Here is an 18,496-nt window from a genome sequence, read left to right on the forward strand (position 1 = left end):
AACTCCCGATTCCGATAAAAGACCGCCATGCTCCCCCCGTCCGACACCGAAGTGCTCAACGCGTTCCACGGTTCCCTGCGCGCCCAGATCGACACCCTGCCGCCCCCCTGGAAATCCGCACTGGAAGCCCCGCACCTGCAAGGCATCCTGGACCGGCTCGACGCGATGCTGGCCGAACGGCTGGCCGCGGGCGCGTGCATCTTCCCCCTGCGGCCCTTCCGCGCCCTGACCGAGATCCCGCCGGACGCGGTCCAGGTGGTGATCGTCGGCCAGGACCCCTACCACGGGCCGAACCAGGCCCAGGGCCTGGCGTTCTCCGTGCCGGACTTCTGCCCGACGCCGCCCAGCCTGCGCAACATGTTCAGGGAACTCGCCCTGGAATACGGCGAGCCGGAACAGCCGCCGCGCAACAGCCTGGTGCGCTGGGCGCGCCAGGGCGTGCTGCTCTTGAACACCTCGCTCACCGTCGAGGCCCACCAGCCCGCGTCCCACGCCAAGAAGGGCTGGGAGCACATCACCGACGCCCTCATCATGCGGGTGCTGCGCGAGGCCCGCCCCAAGGTCCTGCTGCTGTGGGGCTCGCACGCGCAGGCGCGGCGCGCGCTGCTGGACATGCAGCCCCCGGCCGGCCCGGTCGAAGTGCTGATGGCCAACCACCCCTCGCCCCTGTCGGCCCAGCGCCCGCCGCGCCCCTTCATCGGCTGCGGCCATTTCCGCCAGGCCAACGACTGGCTGCGGGCGCACGGGGAATCAGGCATCGACTGGATGCTGGCCCGCACGCCCCCCGCCGCCCCCGGCTACGGCGGCTGAGGCGCCCGCCCCGGCCGCGGCATCCCCGGCGGCGTCCTCACCCCGTTCCCGCGCCATGGCGGCCGGACGGCCGGGCCGGCGGCGGTCCGACGACAGGCGGACGCAATCCCGGCCCGCGGCCTTGGCCTCGTACAGCGCCCGGTCGGCGCAGGCCAGCAGGTGGTCCAGGTCATGGCCGTCGGCCGACGCGCAGGCGATGCCGATGCTCACGCTCAGGCGCCCGGGCGCCCGGGCGGCCTGCCCCGCCAGGCTGCGGCGGATCCGGTCGGCCATGTCCAGGGCGCTCAGGGGCCCCAGGTCCGCGGCCAGCACCACGAATTCCTCGCCCCCGATGCGGGCGCACAGGTCGCCCTGGCGCACGCGGGCGCGCAGGACATCGGCGAACAGGGCCAGCACCCGGTCGCCCGCCTCGTGGCCATGCTCGTCATTGATGCGCTTGAACCAGTCGAGATCGCACATCAGCAGGGCCATGTCGCGGCCTTCCTCGCGCGCCAGCGCCAGGGCCGCCGCGCCCTGCTCGAACAGGGCGCGCCGATTGGCCAGCCGGGTCAGCGTGTCGTGCAGGGCGGCATGGCGGTACTGGCGCTCCGCCCGCGCGCGCACCAGGATCAGGACGCCGAAGGACAGGCTGACGCAGAACAGGATGCCTTCCAGGATGGTGACGGTGAAATCCGGCCACAGCAGCCAGGTCACGCCCGGTATGTGCGCAACCGTCACCACCCGATAGAGATAGAACAGGCCATGGATGGCCAGCACGATCAGCAGCGGAAGCACCGAGCCGGCGTCCTGGCGCCGTTCGGGCCATATTTCCCGGCCGGCCGCCACCAGGTAGACGATCGACAGCAGGGAAAAGACCAGCAGCCGGAGGCCGTCCGAGGCCATGAACCCCGGCCACTGGCAGAGCAGGAACCATGCCGCCGCCCCGGCCAGCAGCACCCGCCGGTGCGCGCGCCCGCCGACGTAGACCCGCAGCGCCGCCCAGACGCAGGCATGGCCCGAGAGCAGCAGCATGTTGGACAGCACGATCACCGGCTCGCGCCAGCCCGGCAGCTCGCGCGCGATGCTGACCACGAAGCCCGTCCCGCCGAGCAGCAGGGCGCCCGACATCCACAGCAGCGTGCGATCGCGCCGCCCCTGCAGGGCGGCCAGCAGCATCAGCCCGCCCATGAGGAACAGCACGAAGGCTTCGACGATCAGCAGAGTACGGGCGTCCAGGTTCCACATCGGGCATGCGCCTACTTTTTTCCTGTCCGGAGGGCCCGGATTGTTTCAAAGCATTTCACACCTGAAATGCCTATGATGGCAAACGGAACAACCCTGGAATTTTAGATGACGATCGAATCCGTCCGGCGGTTCTTTACCCAGCACGCCCCCGACCTGGACATCCTCGAACTGGAACAGAGCACCGCCACGGTCGCCCTGGCGGCCGAAGCCCACGGCGTGGCGCCCGGCCAGATCGCCAAGACCCTGTCCCTGCGGGCGGGCGACGCCGTCGTCCTGGTCGTGGCGCGGGGCGACGCGCGCCTGGACAACCGCAAGCTCAAGCAGGCCTTCGGCGGCCGCGTCAAGATGCTGCCCGCCGAAGAAGTCGCCGACCTGACCGGCCACCCCGTGGGCGGCGTCTGCCCCTTCGGCCTGGCCCGGCCGCTGCCGGTCTACTGCGACGTCAGCCTGCGCGATTTCGACGTCGTCATGCCGGCGGCGGGCTCCACCCGCAGCGCCGTGCGCATCCACCCCGAACGCCTGGCCCGGCTGACCGGCGCATCCTGGGTGGACGTGTGCCAGGCGGCCGCGCCGGCGGACGCCTGATCCCGCCGTCCTGCCCCCTGGCGGCCCCGCCCGGCCGCGCGCCGCCGCGCCGGGCTTGTTGAAGCTGAAGCCTCAACCCGGCGGACGCCGCGCCGCAGGGATCGAGGCTTCATGGGCCGGGGGGCGCGTCCAGCACCCGCTCCACGCCCTCGGCGGCGGCCGCGTCCAGCCGCCCCGCCTGGCGCGCCAGGGCCACGCCCCGGCGGCACAGGCGGTCGTACAGGTCGCGCATCTCGGGATCGACCGCCTGCAGCGCCTGGCGATGCAGGCGCACCGTGCCCGCGTCCCCGCGCGACACGGGGCCCGGCATGCCGGCCGCCACCCCGCTGCGCGCCAGGGATTCCACCGTGCCCCGCAGGAGCGGCAGCAGCGCGTCCAGCGCCTGCCGTTCCGTCGCTCCCCAGGACTGCCACAGGCGCACCGCCTCGGCCAGCAGGGCGTGGACGTGCTGGGACGCGTAGCCGCCCGAGGCGTGGTAGCGCACGCGCGCGCCCGGCGGCAGGTTCAGGCCGACGCAGCCCAGGCGGCGGGCCAGTGCGTGCAGCAGGGCGTCCAGCGGCGGCTCCGCCTCGATGGCCACGGTGCAGCCCGGCAGGCTGGCGAGCGCCGCGCCGGGGTCCGCGCCGAAGGCCTGCATGGGGTGGAAGCCTCCGATCAGCGCGCCCGCCTCGGCGGCGGGCCGCAATGCGGCCACGGGCGTGGCGCCGCTGCAATGGGCCACCGCCTGGCCGGGGCGCCAGGGCACGGCGCGGGCGATCCCGGCGATCAGGGCGTCGGGCGAGGTGAGGAACACCAGGTCGCAATCCCGCGCCACGTCGGCGGGATCGCCGGGCCGGCAGTCCGGCAGCGATTCGGCCAGGGCCCGGGCGCTGGCGGCCGAGCGGCTGGCGACCCGGACGACCGGAACGCCGGCCGCCTGCAGGGCCAGGGACAGCGCCCGCGCGAGCCGGCCCGCGCCGATGAAGCCGACCCGCAATGCCGAGGGCTCGGGCGGCGTCCACGCCGCCGGGCGCGCCGATTCACCGGATTTCTTCGATTCGTCCATCCGTCCCTCCTCCGTCCAGGCGCCGCGCGCGCAACCCTATAATTGTAGGCTCGCGCGTCCGGCATGCCCCGCTGCCTCCCCCCTGCTTCCCGACCATGTCCTCCGCCTCGAATCCGCTTTCCATCCCCAGTCTGACCGCTCCCGTCGCCATGGGCTACGTGCCGCTGGGCGCGGTCTTCGGCTTCCTGTTCGTCCAGGCCGGCGGCTCCGGCTGGCTGGCGCTGGCATCCAGCCTGCTGATCTACGCCGGCGCCGCCCAGTTCATGATGGTGCCGATGCTGGCCGCCGGCCTGCCGATCAGCGCCATCGTCCTGGCGACCCTGGTGCTGAACCTGCGCCACGTGTTCTACGGCCTGTCCCTGCTGAACACCCTGCCGGCCAGCCGCTGGCGGCGCTGGTACTGCATCTTCGCCCTGACCGACGAGACCTATTCCGTCCTGACGGCGCTGCCCGCCCGGGAACGGGCGCCGCGCATGGCGCTGATCAGCGCCCTGAACCAGGGCTGGTGGGTGCTCGGCACCGCGCTGGGGGCCGTGCTGGGCGCCCAGGCCCAGGTCGGCCTGGCGGGGCTGGACTTCGTGCTGGCGGCCCTGTTCGCCGTCCTGGCCGTGGAGCAATGGCGCGCGCGGCGCGATGCCGTGCCGATCTGGATCGCGGCCGCCGCCTATGCCGCCGGCTGCATCCTGATGCCTTCCCAGGCGCTGGCCATCGCCATCGCGCTCAGCCTGCTGGCCACCGCCCTGCGGCCCGCCCGGCCGGCGACCGCCCCGGGAGCCGCCCATGACTGACACCGGCTACGTCCTGACCGCCATCGCGCTGATGGCCCTCGTGACGATCCTCCTGCGTGCCCTGCCCTTCATCGCCGGCCACTGGCTGCGCCGCCACCCCATCGTGCACAAGCTCGGCGACTCGCTGCCGCTGTCGATCATGGTCCTGCTGCTGGTCGACACCGCCGCGGGCCAGGCGCGCGCGCACGACGGCCTGCCCTGGCAGGAACTGACCGCCGTGGTGCTGGTGGTGCTGCTGCAATGGCGCACGCGCCAGACCCTGCTGAGCATCGCGGCGGGCACCGCGCTGTATGTCGCGCTGCGCGTAGTGCAGTAATCGGGCCCCTGACCGGGCGCCGCGGCACTCCCCCGGGCGCCACCGGGCGCCCAACGGTTCCGGTTCCGGCGGCGCCGGCGCAGCCCCTACAATCGGGATATCGCCCTCTTCCACCAGGAGCCCGCCCCATGCCCAGCTTTGACGTCGTCTCCGAAGTCGACAAGCACGAACTGACCAACGCCGTCGACCAGGCCAACCGCGAACTCGCCACCCGCTTCGACTTCAAGGGCACGGATGCGCGTTTCGAGCTGGAAGGCTATGTCGTCACCCAATCGGCGCCCAGCGCCTTCCAGCTCAAGCAGATGCTCGACATCCTGCGCGGCCGCCTGTCGGCGCGCGGCATCGACGTGCGCTGCATGGACGAGGCCGAGCCGCTGGAAAACCTGGGCGGCGCCCGCCAGAAGATCACCATCCGCCAGGGCATCGAGCAGGCCGTGGCGAAAAAGCTCATCGCCGCCGTGAAGCAGGCCAAGCTCAAGGTCGAGACCCAGATCAACGGCGACAAGCTGCGCGTGACCGGCAAGAAGCGCGACGACCTGCAGCAGGTGATCGCCCTGCTGCGCAAGACGGACGTGGAACTGCCGCTGCAGTTCCAGAATTTCCGCGACTGAAACTTCCGCGACTGAAAGGCCCCGCAGGCCGGGCGCCGCGCCCGGAAGCGCCGCGGCCGGGATCACGGCCGCGCGGCCAGCGTCTCCAGGCGCGCCGCCAGGGCCTCGGACCGCAGGGAAGCCTCGTAATGAGCCCGCAGCGCGGCCTCATCGTACCGGCCGGCCGCCACCTGCATCAGGTCGGCCTTCATGGTCCGCAGCACCGCCGGCTCGCAAGCGCGGATGCCCTCCAGGTAGCGCTCGACGGCCGCCATCAGGTCCTGGCGGTCGACCACCTCTTGCAGGAACCCGATCCGCAGCATTTCCTCGTCATGGATGGCCTGAGCCGCCAGGAACAGCTTCTTGGCCGCTGCCAGCCCCAGCACCGTCACGTAGCGGCGAATGCCGCCCGGATAATAATGCAGGCCGATCCTCGAGGCCGGCATCAGGAACCGGCTTCCGGTCACGCCGATCCGGAAATCGCAGCACAGGGCCAGATCGGTCGCACCGCCGTAGACACTGCCGTTCAGGGCACAGATCGTGGGCAGGGGAAACCGCTCCAGTTCATCGAGCATGTCTTCAAAGCGGCTGTCCAGCTGATCGCGTATTGCCCCCAGCGTATAGCCGGAACTGAACGTCTTGTCCCCCGCCCCCGTCAGGACCAGCGCGCGCAGGCCCTCGCGGGCGACCGCCTGACGCAGGTGTCCGCCGATCACGGTGCAATCGTCCGGCGCGATCCGATTGTGCTGCGAGATCCGCCGCAGCGTCAGGAAGGCGACGTCGCCCCTGAATTCCAGAGAAGGTTCCCGGTCCTGCATCTCACGTCTCCTTGCTCGGACTGTGGTTCGCATCCGTTTCCTCGGATCAGGCCCCCGCCCCCATCAGCCGATCCGGCAGCCAGGTCGCCAGTTCGGGGAAGAGGGCCAACACCATGATGAACGACAGCATGATCGCCACGAACGGCAGGACCCCCAGCATGATGTCGCGCAAAGCCACCTGGGGCGCGACCCCCTGGATGACGAACAGGTTCAGGCCCAGCGGCGGGTGGATCAGGCCGATTTCCAGATTGATGGTCATGACGATGGAAAACCAGACCAGATCGATGTGGCTCTGCTGCAGGACCGGGAGGATCACCGGCATGCTCATCAGGATCACGGAGACCGGCGGCAGGAAGAAGCCGGCGACCAGCAGGAAGACGTTCAGCAGCAGGATCAGCTGCCATTCGTGGAGACCCCAGCCGAACACCCATTCCGCCAGGCTCTGCGTGATGTACAGGTAGGACATCATGTAGGCGTACACGGCGGCGCCGGCCACGATCATGAGGATCATGCAGGACTCGCGCACCGTATCGCGCATCATGGGCCAGACATCGCGCATCCGGTAGGTCCGATACAGGAACACCACCAGGGCCAGCGCCATGAAAGCCGCCACGGCCGCCACTTCCGAGGGCGTGGCAAAGCCGGTGTACATGAACACGGTCACGGCCACGATGATGGCCAGGAAAGGCAGCGACCGGACCGATCCCCGCAGTTTCTGCCCCATCGTGTAGGACGCCGCCGGCACGGCTCCGCCGCCGTGCCGGATCCGGTCGAAGCGCACGCTCGACAGCCAGGCGTACAGGGCGAACAGCACGACCAGGAAGATGCCGGGCACGACCCCCGCCAGGAACAGGCGGGCGATCGAAGTGTGCGTCACGATCCCGTACACGATCAGCGTCAGCGAAGGCGGGATCAGGATGCCCAGGGTGCCACCGGCCGCGATGGACCCGGTTGCCAGGCGCACGGGCACCTGCCGCTCGATCATCTCGGGAATCCCGATCTTGCCGATCGCCGCGGCGGTCGCGGGACTGGAACCGCACATGGCCGCGAACAGGCCGCACCCCATGATGTTGGCGATCACCAGGCCTCCCGGCACCCGCACCAGCCAGCGGTGCAGCGCCTCATACAGGTCCTTGCCGGCCCGGGAGGCGCCGATGGTGCATCCCAGAAGCACGAACAAGGGGATCGTCAGCAGTGCGAAGCTGGACAGTTCTCCGATGAAGATGCTCGAAACGGAGGACAGCGCTCCCGCGTCGCCGAAGATCAGCAGGAACACGATGGAGATCAGGACCAGGCCGAAACCGATCGGGATGCCCGAGAACAGGATCAGGAACGTGGCGATGAACAGTGCGAAGCCGATCTGCAGTTCAGACATTCTTCATCTCCCGCCGGCGCGTCCCCAGGGCGCGCAGGATTTCGAGGACATACTGGAATGCGGTCAGCAGCATGCCCACCGCCACCGTCGAGTACTTGGGCCAGACGAGCGGCTGCCAGACCCCCAGCGCACGCTCGTGGGTGGCATAGGCATGGATCGTCAGTTCCAGCCCCGCGCATCCCAGATAGAAGCACACCGCGCAGGCCAGCACCTTGGGCAGGAGAGTCATCCAGCGGCCGGACGTGCCGGACAGCAGGCTGTCCAGCAGATCCATCTTGACGTGCCCGCCCGTGACCAGCGTGTACGGAGATGCCAGGAAGGTCGCGCCGATCATCAGCTCGATCGCCGTTTCCAGCTCCCAGGAACTCTGCAGGCCGATCCCCCGCTTGAACACCATCCAGGTGATGATGAGCGTTGCGGCCACCAGCAGGATGGCGGCCAGTACGGCCAGGATCAGGTTGATCCGGGCCATGCATTTTTCCAAAGTGCGCACGATGCCCTCCGGTATCCGTGGACGGGCTTCCCGTCACTTCGACAGGGCTTCGACCGACTCCAGCAGCCCCTTGGCCTCGGGGCTGATCGCCGCATACTCCGGCCATGCCGTCCTGTGCGCCAGTTCCAGCCAGCTCCTGTACTCGTCCTGCGTCATGGCATGGACCTGCACTCCCGCGGACTCGAACTTCTTCACGGTGTCGTGCTTGATACGGTCCTGTTCCTTGTTGAAGGACGGCAACGTGGCTTCGGCAGCCTTCTCGAAGACACGCTTCTGCTCGTCGCTCAGGCCGTCCCAGGCCTTGGTCGAAATCACCAGGGGCTGGAACACGACGAAAATGGTGTAGTCCCCGCCCAGGGTGGCATACCTGGTCTGCTCGTACAGGCGCATGCTCATGAAGGTTTCATAGGACGTCATCAGGCCATCGAGCACACCGGTCTGCATGGCGTTGTACAGCTCGGTCGACGGCATGGAAAAGACCGAAGCCCCGGCCGTCTTCAGCATCGTATCGATCGTGCGGTCGGCGCCCCGGAACTTCAGCCCCTTGACACTGTCGGGCGTCGTGATGGGGCGGACCGTATCGGCGATGCCGCCTTCGGTCCACCACCAGCTCAGGATGTGAAACCCCTGCTTGCGGGCCACGTCCTGCAGGCGCTTTTCATAGTCCGTGCCCTTGAAGCGCATGGCGTCCTGCACGCCGCTGATCGCGCCGGGCAGGATGGTGATGGAAAATTCCGGCGCCTTCCCCACCGCGTAGATCAGGGGAAAGATGGAAAGGTCGATCGACCCGTCGGCCAGCGCGTCGATCTGCTTGAGCGGGTTGCTGATCAGCGATGCGCCGGGATAGACCCGGAACTTCAGGGAAGGATCCTGCTTCTGCACTTCCTGGATGAACAGCCGGGCTCCGGCATCCCTCCCGTCGCCCTGCGGCCACTGATGGGACAGCTTCAGGGTCTTGGCCTGGGCCACCGAAGCGGCCAACAGGCACACCGAAGCCAGCAATAGGGTCCTGAATTGCATGATTGTCTCCTGTCATGATTGGGCACTCGTCCTCTGCGGGACTTTGCATGCCGGGTTCTGCGGTTGAAAACTGTTGGATCCCTAGGTGTCCGCCCCCTGAAAAATCACGCGATCCCTCAGCAGGCGGTCGATCTCGCCTCCCTCCAGGCCGTATTGCCGCAGCACCTCGACCGTGTGCTGCCCCAGGCGGGGCGGCGGGGAATGCACCGTGGCACCCACCGAACTCGCACCGGACCCGTCCTGCATGAAGAATGGCAAGCCGACCTGGCGCAGCTCGCCCAGATCGGGATGCCGGACGGTTTCCACCAATTGCATCTGGCGCACCTGCTCATCGGCAAAGACATCCGCCAGCGTATTGATGGGACCGGCGGGAATGCCCGCCTGGATGAACAGGGCGGTCCATTCCATGCGGCCGCGCGCCTGCAGCCGCGCATCGATCAGTTCCTTGAGTTCCAGCCGATGCTGGATACGGTCCGCGTTGAGCTTGAAACGGGAATCTTCCGCCCATTCCGGGCAGCCGAGCAGCTCGCACAGCCGCAGCCACATGTCCTGCGTGGCGGGGGCGAGGTTCAAGGGTCCGTCGGGCGTCTGGAAAGTGCCATACGGCGCGATCACCGGATGAACGTTGCCGCAGGGCTGAGGCACTTCCCCAAGACTCAGGTATCGCTGCCCCTGCACGCTGAGCAACCCCATCAGGCTGCTCAGCAGGGAACTGTGCACGTACCGGCCCTGGCCGGTCTGCTGGCGTGCCACACAGGCCCCCAGCACTCCGATCGCCGCCCACATGCCGGAGCTCAGATCGCCGATCGCGGTGCCGACCCGCATCGGACCGGTCTCGGGCGTGCCCGAAAGACTCATGAAGCCCGAATAGCCCTGGGCGATCTGATCGAAGCCCGCCCAATCCCTGGCGGGCCCGCGATTGCCGAAACCGGAGATCGAGGCATAGATCAGCCCTGGATGCTCCGCCGCCAGGGCTTCATAGCCCAGGCCCATTTTTTCGGCGGTACCGACGCGGAAATTTTCCACCACGATGTCCGACCGCAGCGCCAGGCGGCGCAACAGCGGCAGGCCGTCGGGATGGCGGAAATCGACGCCGACGCCTTTCTTGTTCCGATTGGCACTAAGATAATAAACGCTTATGCCATGATCGAACGGCCCCCACTGACGGATCATGTCGCCGTCCGGCGTCGGCTCGACCTTGATCACCTCGGCGCCGAGATCGGCCAGGATCATGGTGCAGAACGGCCCCGACAGGGCGCGGGTCAGATCCAGTACTTTCAATCCCTTGAGCGGCAAATCCACCGTGATGCCTCCTTTCTTCGTTTTCATCGATTCTAGGAAAGGCGCCCGGCGAATTGAAATAGTATTTACTGAGTGAGCAATCGGATTTTCTTATTGCAGTTCGACCGGAACGAGCCTGGAGACGCGCCATGAATCTGCGTCAACTGAACTACTTCACCCGCATCGTCGAAACCCAGAACATGACCCGCGCGGCGGAAATGCTGCACATCGCGCAGCCCGCCCTGAGCCAGCAGGTGACGCTGCTGGAAGAGGAACTGGGGGTCAGGCTGCTGAATCGCACGGCCCGGGGCATGCTGGCGACGGAAGAAGGCGAGCTGCTGTACCGGCACGCCCGCACCATCCTGCGCCAGGTGGACAATACCCGGGCGCTGATTTCACGCAAGCAGGGCGTGGTCTCGGGCACGGTCTCGATCGGCATGGCGTCCAGCACCGCCAAGATGCTGGCCCTGCACCTGATCCAGCGGGTCAGGGAACGCCATCCCGCCATCGTGCTGGAAATCGTGGATGTCCCCAGCGCCGACCTGACCTCCATGGTCATGCAGGGACGCGTCGACTTCGCCCTGGCGCCCGATCCAAAAAAACCCAAGGGCATGTCCTGCGAGCCGCTCCTGCTCGAGGACCTCTATCTGTTCACCCACCCCGCCTTGCGCCAGGCCGACGAACCCGTCTCCCTGGAAGAGATGGCGAAATATCCGCTGGTGCTGCCCAGCCTGCCGAACACGCTCCGGGCCCGTATCGAGCACGCCTTCCTGCAGCGGCACCTGTCCTACCATCTGCTGGCGGAGGCCAGCACATCCGCCATCCTGATCCCCGCCGTCAAGGCCGGCATCGCGGCAACCGTCCTGCCCTACTCCGCCGGCCACGAGGAAGTCCGGCAGGGCAACATCAAGATGCACCTCCTGACCTTCAGGCCGTCCAGGGAAATCTGCCTGTGCGTGAGCGAGTCGCTGCCGATGTCCATGGCCACGCAGGAGGTGCTCAAGCTGTGCCGCGACCTCGCAACCCGCCTGGTCGAAGAGGGATCCTGGCAAGGCTGCCGGGTCGTCACCTGAATCCCTCGATCGTCCCCCGGGTTGTGCAATCCGCACCAATAAACCATAATATGTGCATGTTGAACACCCACGGGATAGCGCCATGACCGCCCTGCCGAACACCGCGCCGGCACCGGACGCCGTGCTGGCCAAGGCCGTCCTGCGGGCGGCCGAGCAGCTCGGCCTGCGCCAGGCCGGGCTGGCCGACGTCCTGGGCATGCACCGCACCGCCGTCAGCCGGATGAAGACCGCGCAATCGCTGGATCCCGCCTCCAAGCAGGGCGAGCTGGCCCTGCTGCTGGTGCGCCTGGCCCGCGCCCTCTACGCGCTCACGGGCGGCGACGTCCAGTGGATCCGGCACTTCATGCAGTCGCCGAACCGCATCACCGGCGGCGTGCCGGCCGAGCAGATCGCCACGATCCAGGGGCTGGTGGCGGTGCTGCGCGCCGTGGACGCGATGCGGGGCAAGATTTGACCGCCGCGCGCCAGGACGGCGGCGGCCCGCGGGCCGGCTCCGAAGCCGGCGGGCTGTGGCGGGACTGCGAAGGCGAGCGCCACATCGGCCCGATCCAGGGCCTGCTGCACCGCCTGGTCGAAAGCCAGGAACACATCGCCACCCTGGGCTACGTGGACACGCTGGAAGAACAGGCCGTCCTGGAATCGCTGCTCGACCAGGCCAAGCCGCCCTGGCCCGCCGGCGGCGAACGCCTGCACTACCTGCTGCGCACGCCCTTCCGCTACCCGCCGCTGCCCTGGGGATCGCGCTTCGGGCGGCCCGACGAGCCCAGCCTGCTCTACGGCGGCCGCGACCTCGGCGCGACGCTGGCCGAGTCCGCCTTTTACCGCTTCGTGTTCTGGTTCTCCATGGACGCGCCCCCAGCGGGGGATGCCATCCAGAGCCAGCACACGCTGTTTTCAGTGGGCTACCGCACGGAACGCGGCCTGCGGCTGCAGGATCCGCCCTTCGACGCCCACCGGGCCGCGCTGGCCGATCCCGCGCGCTACCAGGCGGCCCAGGCACTCGGCACCGCCATGCGGGAAGCGGGTGTCGAGGCCTTTGAATACCGCTCGGCGCGCGACCCCGCGCACGGCCTGTGCGTGGGCCTGTTCACGCCGCGGGCGCTGGCCGGGAAATCCCCCCGCGACATGCGCCCCTGGCTGTGCCAGTTGAGTGCCCGCGAGGTCGCGTTCAAGCCGGTCGGCGGCCGCGCCGTCCACAGCTACCCGCTCGACGCGTTCCTGGTGGACGGCCGGCTGCCCCTGCCGGCATAGGATCGCCCCGGGTTCGCGTCCGGCCGGAGCGTCCGGCCGGAGCACGAGGCGGAAAGCCGAAGGCGGCGCTCTTGCACGGCGAGGCGAACCAGCGACGTGATGCGGCCGGGCGCGCGCCCGGATTACGCGGCCAGGGCCAGGATGTCTTCCTGCGCCTGCGCCAGGCCGCGCGCCCGGCTTTCGGGGCCCATGTCCATACCCTCGGCGCGCACGACGCGGATGTCGGTCACGCCCATGAAGCCGAAGATCGTCTTCAGGTAGCTTTCCTGGTGCTCCATGGCGTTGCCGGCGTCGCTGGACGAATACACGCCGCCGCGGCTGAGCGCCAGGATCACGGTCTTACCGCCAAGCAGGCCCACCGGGCCGTTCTCGGTGTACTTGAAGGTGCGGCCCACCTGGGCCACGCGGTCCAGCCAGGCCTTCAACTGGGCCGGAACGGTGAAGTTGTACAGCGGCGAGCCGATCACCACCACGTCGGCCGCGATCAGCTGGGAGACCAGCGCCTCGGAAATCTCGTTCTCGCGCCGCTGGACATCGCTGAGCGCCTCGTCCGAGGGCGGCAGCCGGAAGCCCAGCGCGTCCAGCGACAGGGGCGCGGGCGCCTGCAGGGCCAGGTCCAGGTATTCCACCGCCAGGCCGGGATGCGCAGCCTTTTGCTGCTCGACGATCGTGCGCGTCAGGCCGCGCGTGACGGAGTTCTGGCCGGTGATACTGGAATCGATGTGCAGCAGTTTCATGAAAGGTCCCATTCGGATGAAGAAGTTGCGATGGCCGTCATTTTCCATTGAGCATCGGGAATTGATAAGATTCCGTGGAAGGCATAGATTGTTCTATTCATGATGTGAATCGACCATGCACGACCTCAACGACATGCGCTATTTCGCCGAAGTCGTGGACCACGGCAGCTTCGCGGGCGCGGCCCGGGCGCTGGACCTGCCGACCTCGCGGCTGTCCCGGCGGATCGCCCGGCTCGAAGCCGAGCTGGGCGTGCGGCTCCTGCACCGCACCACCCGCAAGCTGTCCCTGACGGCGGCCGGCGAGCAGTACCACCGCCACTGCGTCGCCGTGCGCGACCAGGCGGACCAGGCCCAGGCGGAACTCGCCCGGATCCTGGCCGAGCCGCGCGGCCCCCTGCGCGTGTCCTGCCCCGTGACGCTGGCCCAGACCACCATCGGCCCCCTGATTCCCGGCTACCTGGCGCGCCACCCCAAGGTGCGTCTCGACATGCAGGTCAGCAACCGCGTCGTGGACCTGGCCGAGGAAGGCGTGGACCTCGCCCTGCGGGTCCGCCCCACCCTGGAGGACAGCGGCAGCGCGATCATCAAGCAGTTCGGCCTGAGCCACGGCCTGCTCGTCGCCAGCCCGGCGCTGCTGCGGCGCCACGGCCGGCCGGCGCAGCCCGCCGAGCTGGAACGCTTCGACGCGGTCGGCATGTCGGCGGCGGGCGGCAAGGTGCGCGTGCGCCTGCTCGGCCCCCAGGGCGCGCGGCACGAGGCCGCCTGCCGCCCCGCCTGCATCGCCGACGACCTGCTGACGCTGCGCTTCGCCATCCTGGGCGGCGTCGGCATCGGCGTGCTGCCCGACTACATGTGCCACGAGGACATCGCCGAGGGGCGGCTCGAACGCCTCCTGCCCGGCTGGTCGCTGGCCTCGGGCATCGTGCACGCCGCCTATCTGTCGCGGCGCGGCATGTCGCCGGCCCTGCGCTCCTTCCTGGACTACCTGGGTGAGAAGCTGGTGCAGGACCCGGGCGGCGACCTGCTGGGGATTTCCCCGCTCGGGCAGCCGCCCGGCGCGGCGGCCGGGGCGCCTACGCGGCCCGCAGCGACGCCATCTCCACCACCCGCGCGCCCAGGTCGCGCCAGCGCTCGGGGTGGCAGGTGAACAGCAGGATCTGGTGGCGCTGCGCGGCGTCGAACAGGATGCGCTTCATGCCGTCCAGGCGGCCGGCGTCGCTGTGCACCAGGACGTCATCCAGGATGATCAGGGTGGGCCGGCCCGCCTCGCGCAGCAGATCGGCATAGGCCAGGCGGCTGATCAGGCCCATCTGCTCGCGCGCGCCGAAGCTCAGGGCGTCCAGCGCCTCGTGGGACGGGCCGTCCGCGCCCGGGCGGACCAGCCGTTCCGGCAGCAGGTCCTCGTCCACGTCGAGCCGCGCCTGCGGAAACAGCAGTTGCAGGTAGTGGTTCAGGTGGCGCTGCAGCGGCGCCTGGATGCGGCGCGTCAGCGCCTGGCGGCCGGCCCGCAGCAGCCCCAGCAGCAGGTCCAGGGCCTCGGCCCGGCGCTTCAGTTCGTCGCGGCGCCGGCCGATGAATTCCGCTTCCCGGGCCAGGTCGGCGCGCTGCTCCTCCAGCCCGTGGGCGCCCAGGGCTTCGAGCCCGCTCTGCACCCGGATGGCTTCCTCCCGGCGCGCCTCGGCCGCCTGCTCCAGCGTGTCGGCCGTGCGCGAGAAACGCTGCGCGTCCTGCTCCAGGATGTCCGGGCGGGCCGCGTCGATCCGCTGGTCCAGCGCATCCAGCGACTGGCGCAGGGTCGCCTCCTGCGCCCGCAGCTCGGCCAGCCGGGCCGCCAGGCTCCGCTCCTGCTCCTGGCGTTCCGGCGCCTGGATCGCGTCCTGCAGCCTCTGCCATTCGGCCTGGGCCGTGCGGCCGGCCTGCTCCGCCAGGCCCAGCATCTGTTCGTGCCGGGTCGCGCGCTGCTCCGCGGCCAGCAGCCGTTCCCGGGCGGATTCCAGGCCGCGTTCCGCCTCGGCCTCGTCAAGGGGCTCGCCGGCTTCGCCGGCCGTCCCGGCTTGCGCCGGCGGCAAGGCCGCCAGCGCCTCGGACAGCGCCTGGCGCCGCCGTTCGACCTGGACCAGACGGTCTTCCAGGGCCTGGGTTCCCTGGGGCGCCAGGCCGGCCAGCAGGGACTCGTCCAGGCGGATGTCCTCTCCGAGGGCGCGCGCCTGCTCGGCGCGGTCTTCGGCCTGCCGCAGGTCCGGCACGCCCAGGCCGGCCAGCAGCGCATCGAACCGGTCGCGCGCCTCCTGGCGGCGGCGCGCCAGGTCGGCCACGTCCTCGCCGCCGGGCCGGATGCGCAGCCGGCCCACGCCCGGGATGTCCAGCTCGACGGGCTCCAGCAGCAGCCGTTCGCCCTGGCCGGCCAGGGTCTCGTCCCCCATCCGGATCTGCTGCGACGGCAGCAGCTGGTAGGCCAGGCGGGTGGCGGCGGACTGGCGCGCGGCGTCGAGTCCGGCCAGCGTCCGGTCCAGGGACCGCAATTGTTTCAAGGCCGCCTCGTCCACCTGGATGCCCCGTAGCCGTTCGCGGCGGGACTGCAGCCGCGCCTGCACGGTCCGCGCCTGGTCCAGGTCGGCCGCCCACCGCGTCTGCTCGGGCGCCAGCCGGTCCAGCTCGCCCGCCAGCTCGGCCCGCCGGGCCTGCCGCCGCGCCCCGGCCACGCGGGCCTCGGCGCGCCGATAGTCCTCCCGCGCCCGCGCGGCCTCTTCCTCGATCCGCGGCTGGTCTTCCCGCAGCTCGGCCACCCGCCGGCCGGTCAGGTCGCGCTCCCGGGCGCGCTGCTGCAGGTCCTCGCGCTGGCGGGCGAAGGCCGCCTGCCGTTCCCGGCCATGTTCCTGCCTGGCGGCGCAGTGTTCCAGGGCCTGCGCCTCGCGTTCCCGGACCTGGCGCCAGCCCTGCACCTCGGCCAGCCGCGTCCGGGCCTCGGCGGCCTGGCGGCGGTAGGCATCCCAGGGCCGGCCGGCGTCCTCGGCGCGCAGGCGGCGCAGTTCGGCCAGCCGGTCCACCTGCTGGCGGTAGGCGGCGATGTCCCGGTCGAGCGCCTCCAGGCGCGCACGGGCATCCTCGTGCTGGCGCAGGACCTCGGCGTATTCGCCGGTGGGGCGCCCCGTGGACGTCAGCAGCTTCGCCCGCTCGGCCTCGACCCGGGCGATCAGCCCGTCCCCCGCGCTGCTGGCGAGGTCTCCCAGGCTCTCGCCCAGGGCGGATTTCAGATAGGGGCCCGCATGGGCCACCGGCTCGCGCAGCTCCTGGCCGTCGCCCTGCTCGATCCAGAGCAGCCCGGGCACGCCCCAGTGCTGGGCCTTGCTGGCGCCCTTGCCGGGGAATTGATATCCCAGCAGCTCCGCCAGCTTTTCCTCGGCGGCCTCGCCGTCGAAGCGCCGCCCGCCGATCTCCAGGTCGCAGCGCTTCTGCCGGAGGAAGCGCTTGCCGAGTTTCCAGCGTTCTCCTTGCCACTCGAATTCCAGCTCCACGCTGGGCGCGGCGGAGGAATCGCCCCAGGGCTGGAGGTCGTCCATGCTGCCGGACTTGAAGCGCTCGAAGAACGCCGCGCGGATCGCCCGCACCAGCGTGCTCTTGCCGGATTCGTTGGGACCGGCGAACAGGTTCAGCCCGGGCTCCAGGCCACGGATCTCCACCGGCTCGCGGAACCGGCGCAATTGCCCGACCCGCAGGCGCAGCAGTTTCATTGGCCTCCCTCCACCTGGCGGCCCGCATGCCGCCCGGATTCTTCAGGCACGGGCCGGGCCGCGGGGACTGTCCCGCCTTCCATCTCATCCCCGCCGTCGCCCAGCAGCCCGGCCAGGATCGCCAGCGCCTCGCGCGCCGTGTCCGCCGCCTCGCCGGGCGCCGCGTCCTGCCGCTGGCGCAGCTGCGCGATCACCTCGCCCACGTAGCCGTCGGCCCGCAGGGCGGCCATGTCCTCGTCGGTGGGCTCCAGCCGCAGGCCCGACCGGTGGACCTGCAGGCTGCGGCAGCGCCCCTGGACCACGGACAGCGTCCGGTCCAGGCGCCGCGCGCCCGCCAGGTCGATGGCCCCGGCCAGCGTCAGGTCCAGCACGGCCTCGGGCGGCAGGCCGTCCAGGCGCTCGACGAGCAGGTCCAGGTCGGACGCGACCGACAGGGTCTCGTCCCAGGCCAGCCAGCGGTACTGGCCGACCTCCAGGGGCTCCACCGCCGGCGCCCGGCCGGGGCCCGGCACGTCCACCCGCACGACGCGGCCCGAGCCGTTGTCGCGGAAGCGTTCCGGCTCCGGCGTGCCGCTGTACACGGTGCGCTCGTCGACCTGCTTGAAGCCGTGCCAGTCGCCCAGCGCCAGATAGTCCAGCCGTGCGCGCCGCGCCCGGTCGGCGGCGATCGGATTGGGCGAATCGATGTCCTCGGCCAGGATGCCCTGGACGCTGCCGTGCGCCAGGCCGATGCGCGCCAGGCCCTCGGCCGTCTCGGCCGTGTCGAACCATGCCGTCAGGTCGCCGTGCGTCTGCCGCTGGGTCAGGGGCGCCGCCAGCACCGCGAAGCCGTGCTCGGGAAACGCGCGCACGCCCGGCTCCAGCAGCAGGTGCGCATGGGGCGGCACCGCGCCCAGCCGCTGCGCGCGCGTCCAGACGCTTTCCGCCAGGGCGGCGTCGTGGTTGCCGGGGATCAGGATCCAGGGGCCCTGGTAGCCCCCCAGCGCGTTGAACAGGCGCCGGATGGTGCGGTCCGACACCGTCTGGGCGTCGAACACGTCGCCCGCCACCAGGACGGCGTCGACGCGCTCCCGCGCCGCCAGCGCGGCGATGCGCTCGATCGCGGCGTAGCGGGCCTCGGCGAGGACGGCGGCGTCCTCGGGGGCGAAACGGCCGTACTGGCGGCCGATCTGCCAATCGGCGGTGTGCAGGAATCTGGGCATGGCCGGGATATTGACACCGACCCCGGCCCCGCGTCAAAGCGTAGGCACGGCGCGCGTGACCGGATCGTCCTGGCGCCGCATCCCGTTGTCGAGCCCCAGCTCCGCGTCCCCGCCCCGCATCCGCGCTCCGAATCGGAGCCGACGGGCTTCCCGCATG

Annotated in this window: 19 protein-coding genes; 9 read left to right on the plus strand and 10 right to left on the minus strand. The window is 70.2% G+C overall.

Going from position 1 to position 18,496, the window contains the following annotated elements:
- The first annotated feature begins 27 nt into the window (after positions 1-27).
- The gene (locus BN940_RS15280; protein WP_043684368.1) at positions 28-810 is read left to right on the plus strand and encodes a uracil-DNA glycosylase; all 783 of its coding nucleotides are present in this window, start codon (positions 28-30) and stop codon (positions 808-810) included.
- On the opposite strand, the gene BN940_RS15285 is transcribed toward BN940_RS15280, so the two are convergent.
- On the minus strand, positions 751-2,034 hold the full coding sequence (locus BN940_RS15285; RefSeq protein WP_052355941.1) for a GGDEF domain-containing protein: 1,284 nt from the start codon (positions 2,032-2,034) through the stop codon (positions 751-753). The two genes, BN940_RS15280 and BN940_RS15285, sit on opposite strands and share 60 nt — an antisense overlap.
- Positions 2,035-2,139: 105 nt before the next feature.
- Between BN940_RS15285 and BN940_RS15290 the strand changes: the two genes are divergently transcribed.
- On the plus strand, positions 2,140-2,619 hold the full coding sequence (locus BN940_RS15290) for a YbaK/EbsC family protein (RefSeq protein ID WP_043684372.1): 480 nt from the start codon (positions 2,140-2,142) through the stop codon (positions 2,617-2,619).
- Positions 2,620-2,728: 109 nt separating this feature from the next.
- Here BN940_RS15290 and BN940_RS15295 read toward each other — a convergent pair whose 3' ends face one another.
- Entirely contained in the window at positions 2,729-3,664 is a 936-nt protein-coding gene (locus BN940_RS15295) for a Rossmann-like and DUF2520 domain-containing protein (protein WP_052355942.1), read from the minus strand.
- A gap of 95 nt (positions 3,665-3,759) precedes the next feature.
- On the opposite strand from BN940_RS15295, the gene BN940_RS15300 reads away from it, so the two are divergent.
- The 3 genes from BN940_RS15300 to BN940_RS15310 all read left to right on the plus strand — a co-directional run bounded on the left by BN940_RS15300 (position 3,760) and on the right by BN940_RS15310 (position 5,379).
- The gene (locus BN940_RS15300) at positions 3,760-4,452 is read left to right on the plus strand and encodes an AzlC family ABC transporter permease (protein ID WP_052355943.1); all 693 of its coding nucleotides are present in this window, start codon (positions 3,760-3,762) and stop codon (positions 4,450-4,452) included.
- Positions 4,445-4,768: a branched-chain amino acid transporter permease gene (locus tag BN940_RS15305; protein WP_043684375.1), complete on the plus strand. Its 324-nt coding sequence runs from the start codon at positions 4,445-4,447 to the stop codon at positions 4,766-4,768. The genes BN940_RS15300 and BN940_RS15305 overlap by 8 nt, the downstream gene beginning before the upstream one ends.
- A gap of 128 nt (positions 4,769-4,896) precedes the next feature.
- Positions 4,897-5,379 carry a YajQ family cyclic di-GMP-binding protein gene (locus tag BN940_RS15310; RefSeq protein WP_043684378.1) on the plus strand — a complete coding sequence of 161 codons (483 nt, stop codon included), beginning with the start codon at positions 4,897-4,899 and terminating at the stop codon, positions 5,377-5,379.
- Positions 5,380-5,441: 62 nt separating this feature from the next.
- Here BN940_RS15310 and BN940_RS15315 read toward each other — a convergent pair whose 3' ends face one another.
- From BN940_RS15315 to BN940_RS15335, 5 genes are all read right to left on the minus strand, one after another.
- The gene (locus BN940_RS15315; protein ID WP_043684380.1) at positions 5,442-6,176 is read right to left on the minus strand and encodes an enoyl-CoA hydratase/isomerase family protein; all 735 of its coding nucleotides are present in this window, start codon (positions 6,174-6,176) and stop codon (positions 5,442-5,444) included.
- Between the two features lie 46 nt (positions 6,177-6,222).
- Positions 6,223-7,551, minus strand: a complete 1,329-nt coding sequence (locus BN940_RS15320; RefSeq protein ID WP_043684383.1) for a TRAP transporter large permease — start codon at positions 7,549-7,551, stop codon at positions 6,223-6,225.
- A complete protein-coding gene (locus BN940_RS15325) occupies positions 7,544-8,023 on the minus strand; it encodes a TRAP transporter small permease subunit (RefSeq protein ID WP_043684384.1) in 480 nt (159 codons plus the stop codon). The genes BN940_RS15320 and BN940_RS15325 overlap by 8 nt, the downstream gene beginning before the upstream one ends.
- A 54-nt stretch (positions 8,024-8,077) precedes the next feature.
- A complete protein-coding gene (gene dctP / locus BN940_RS15330) occupies positions 8,078-9,064 on the minus strand; it encodes a TRAP transporter substrate-binding protein DctP (protein ID WP_084330729.1) in 987 nt (328 codons plus the stop codon).
- 81 nt (positions 9,065-9,145) lie between these two features.
- Positions 9,146-10,393: a CaiB/BaiF CoA transferase family protein gene (locus tag BN940_RS15335; protein WP_052355944.1), complete on the minus strand. Its 1,248-nt coding sequence runs from the start codon at positions 10,391-10,393 to the stop codon at positions 9,146-9,148.
- A 101-nt stretch (positions 10,394-10,494) separates the two neighbouring features.
- On the opposite strand from BN940_RS15335, the gene BN940_RS15340 reads away from it, so the two are divergent.
- From BN940_RS15340 to BN940_RS15350, 3 genes are all read left to right on the plus strand, one after another.
- A complete protein-coding gene (locus BN940_RS15340; RefSeq protein ID WP_043684389.1) occupies positions 10,495-11,418 on the plus strand; it encodes a LysR substrate-binding domain-containing protein in 924 nt (307 codons plus the stop codon).
- Between the two features lie 82 nt (positions 11,419-11,500).
- On the plus strand, positions 11,501-11,872 hold the full coding sequence (locus tag BN940_RS15345; RefSeq protein WP_043684390.1) for an MbcA/ParS/Xre antitoxin family protein: 372 nt from the start codon (positions 11,501-11,503) through the stop codon (positions 11,870-11,872).
- Complete coding sequence (locus BN940_RS15350) at positions 11,869-12,669, plus strand: RES family NAD+ phosphorylase (RefSeq protein ID WP_242404211.1); 801 nt, start codon at positions 11,869-11,871, stop codon at positions 12,667-12,669. Before BN940_RS15345 ends, BN940_RS15350 begins: the two co-directional genes overlap by 4 nt.
- Positions 12,670-12,791: 122 nt before the next feature.
- Here BN940_RS15350 and BN940_RS15355 read toward each other — a convergent pair whose 3' ends face one another.
- Positions 12,792-13,406, minus strand: a complete 615-nt coding sequence (locus BN940_RS15355; RefSeq protein WP_043687670.1) for an FMN-dependent NADH-azoreductase — start codon at positions 13,404-13,406, stop codon at positions 12,792-12,794.
- Between the two features lie 115 nt (positions 13,407-13,521).
- On the opposite strand from BN940_RS15355, the gene BN940_RS15360 reads away from it, so the two are divergent.
- Positions 13,522-14,553 (plus strand): LysR substrate-binding domain-containing protein, encoded by a 1,032-nt coding sequence (locus tag BN940_RS15360; RefSeq protein WP_084330730.1) that lies wholly within the window; start codon positions 13,522-13,524, stop codon positions 14,551-14,553.
- Here BN940_RS15360 and BN940_RS20165 read toward each other — a convergent pair.
- A complete protein-coding gene (locus BN940_RS20165; RefSeq protein WP_043684392.1) occupies positions 14,480-17,137 on the minus strand; it encodes an AAA family ATPase in 2,658 nt (885 codons plus the stop codon). The two genes, BN940_RS15360 and BN940_RS20165, sit on opposite strands and share 74 nt — an antisense overlap.
- A complete protein-coding gene (locus tag BN940_RS15370) occupies positions 17,134-18,339 on the minus strand; it encodes a metallophosphoesterase family protein (protein ID WP_084330731.1) in 1,206 nt (401 codons plus the stop codon). Before BN940_RS15370 ends, BN940_RS20165 begins: the two co-directional genes overlap by 4 nt.
- Positions 18,340-18,496: the final 157 nt, after the last annotated feature.

The organism is Castellaniella defragrans 65Phen, assembly GCF_000612685.1.
Taxonomy (GTDB): domain Bacteria; phylum Pseudomonadota; class Gammaproteobacteria; order Burkholderiales; family Burkholderiaceae_B; genus Castellaniella; species Castellaniella defragrans.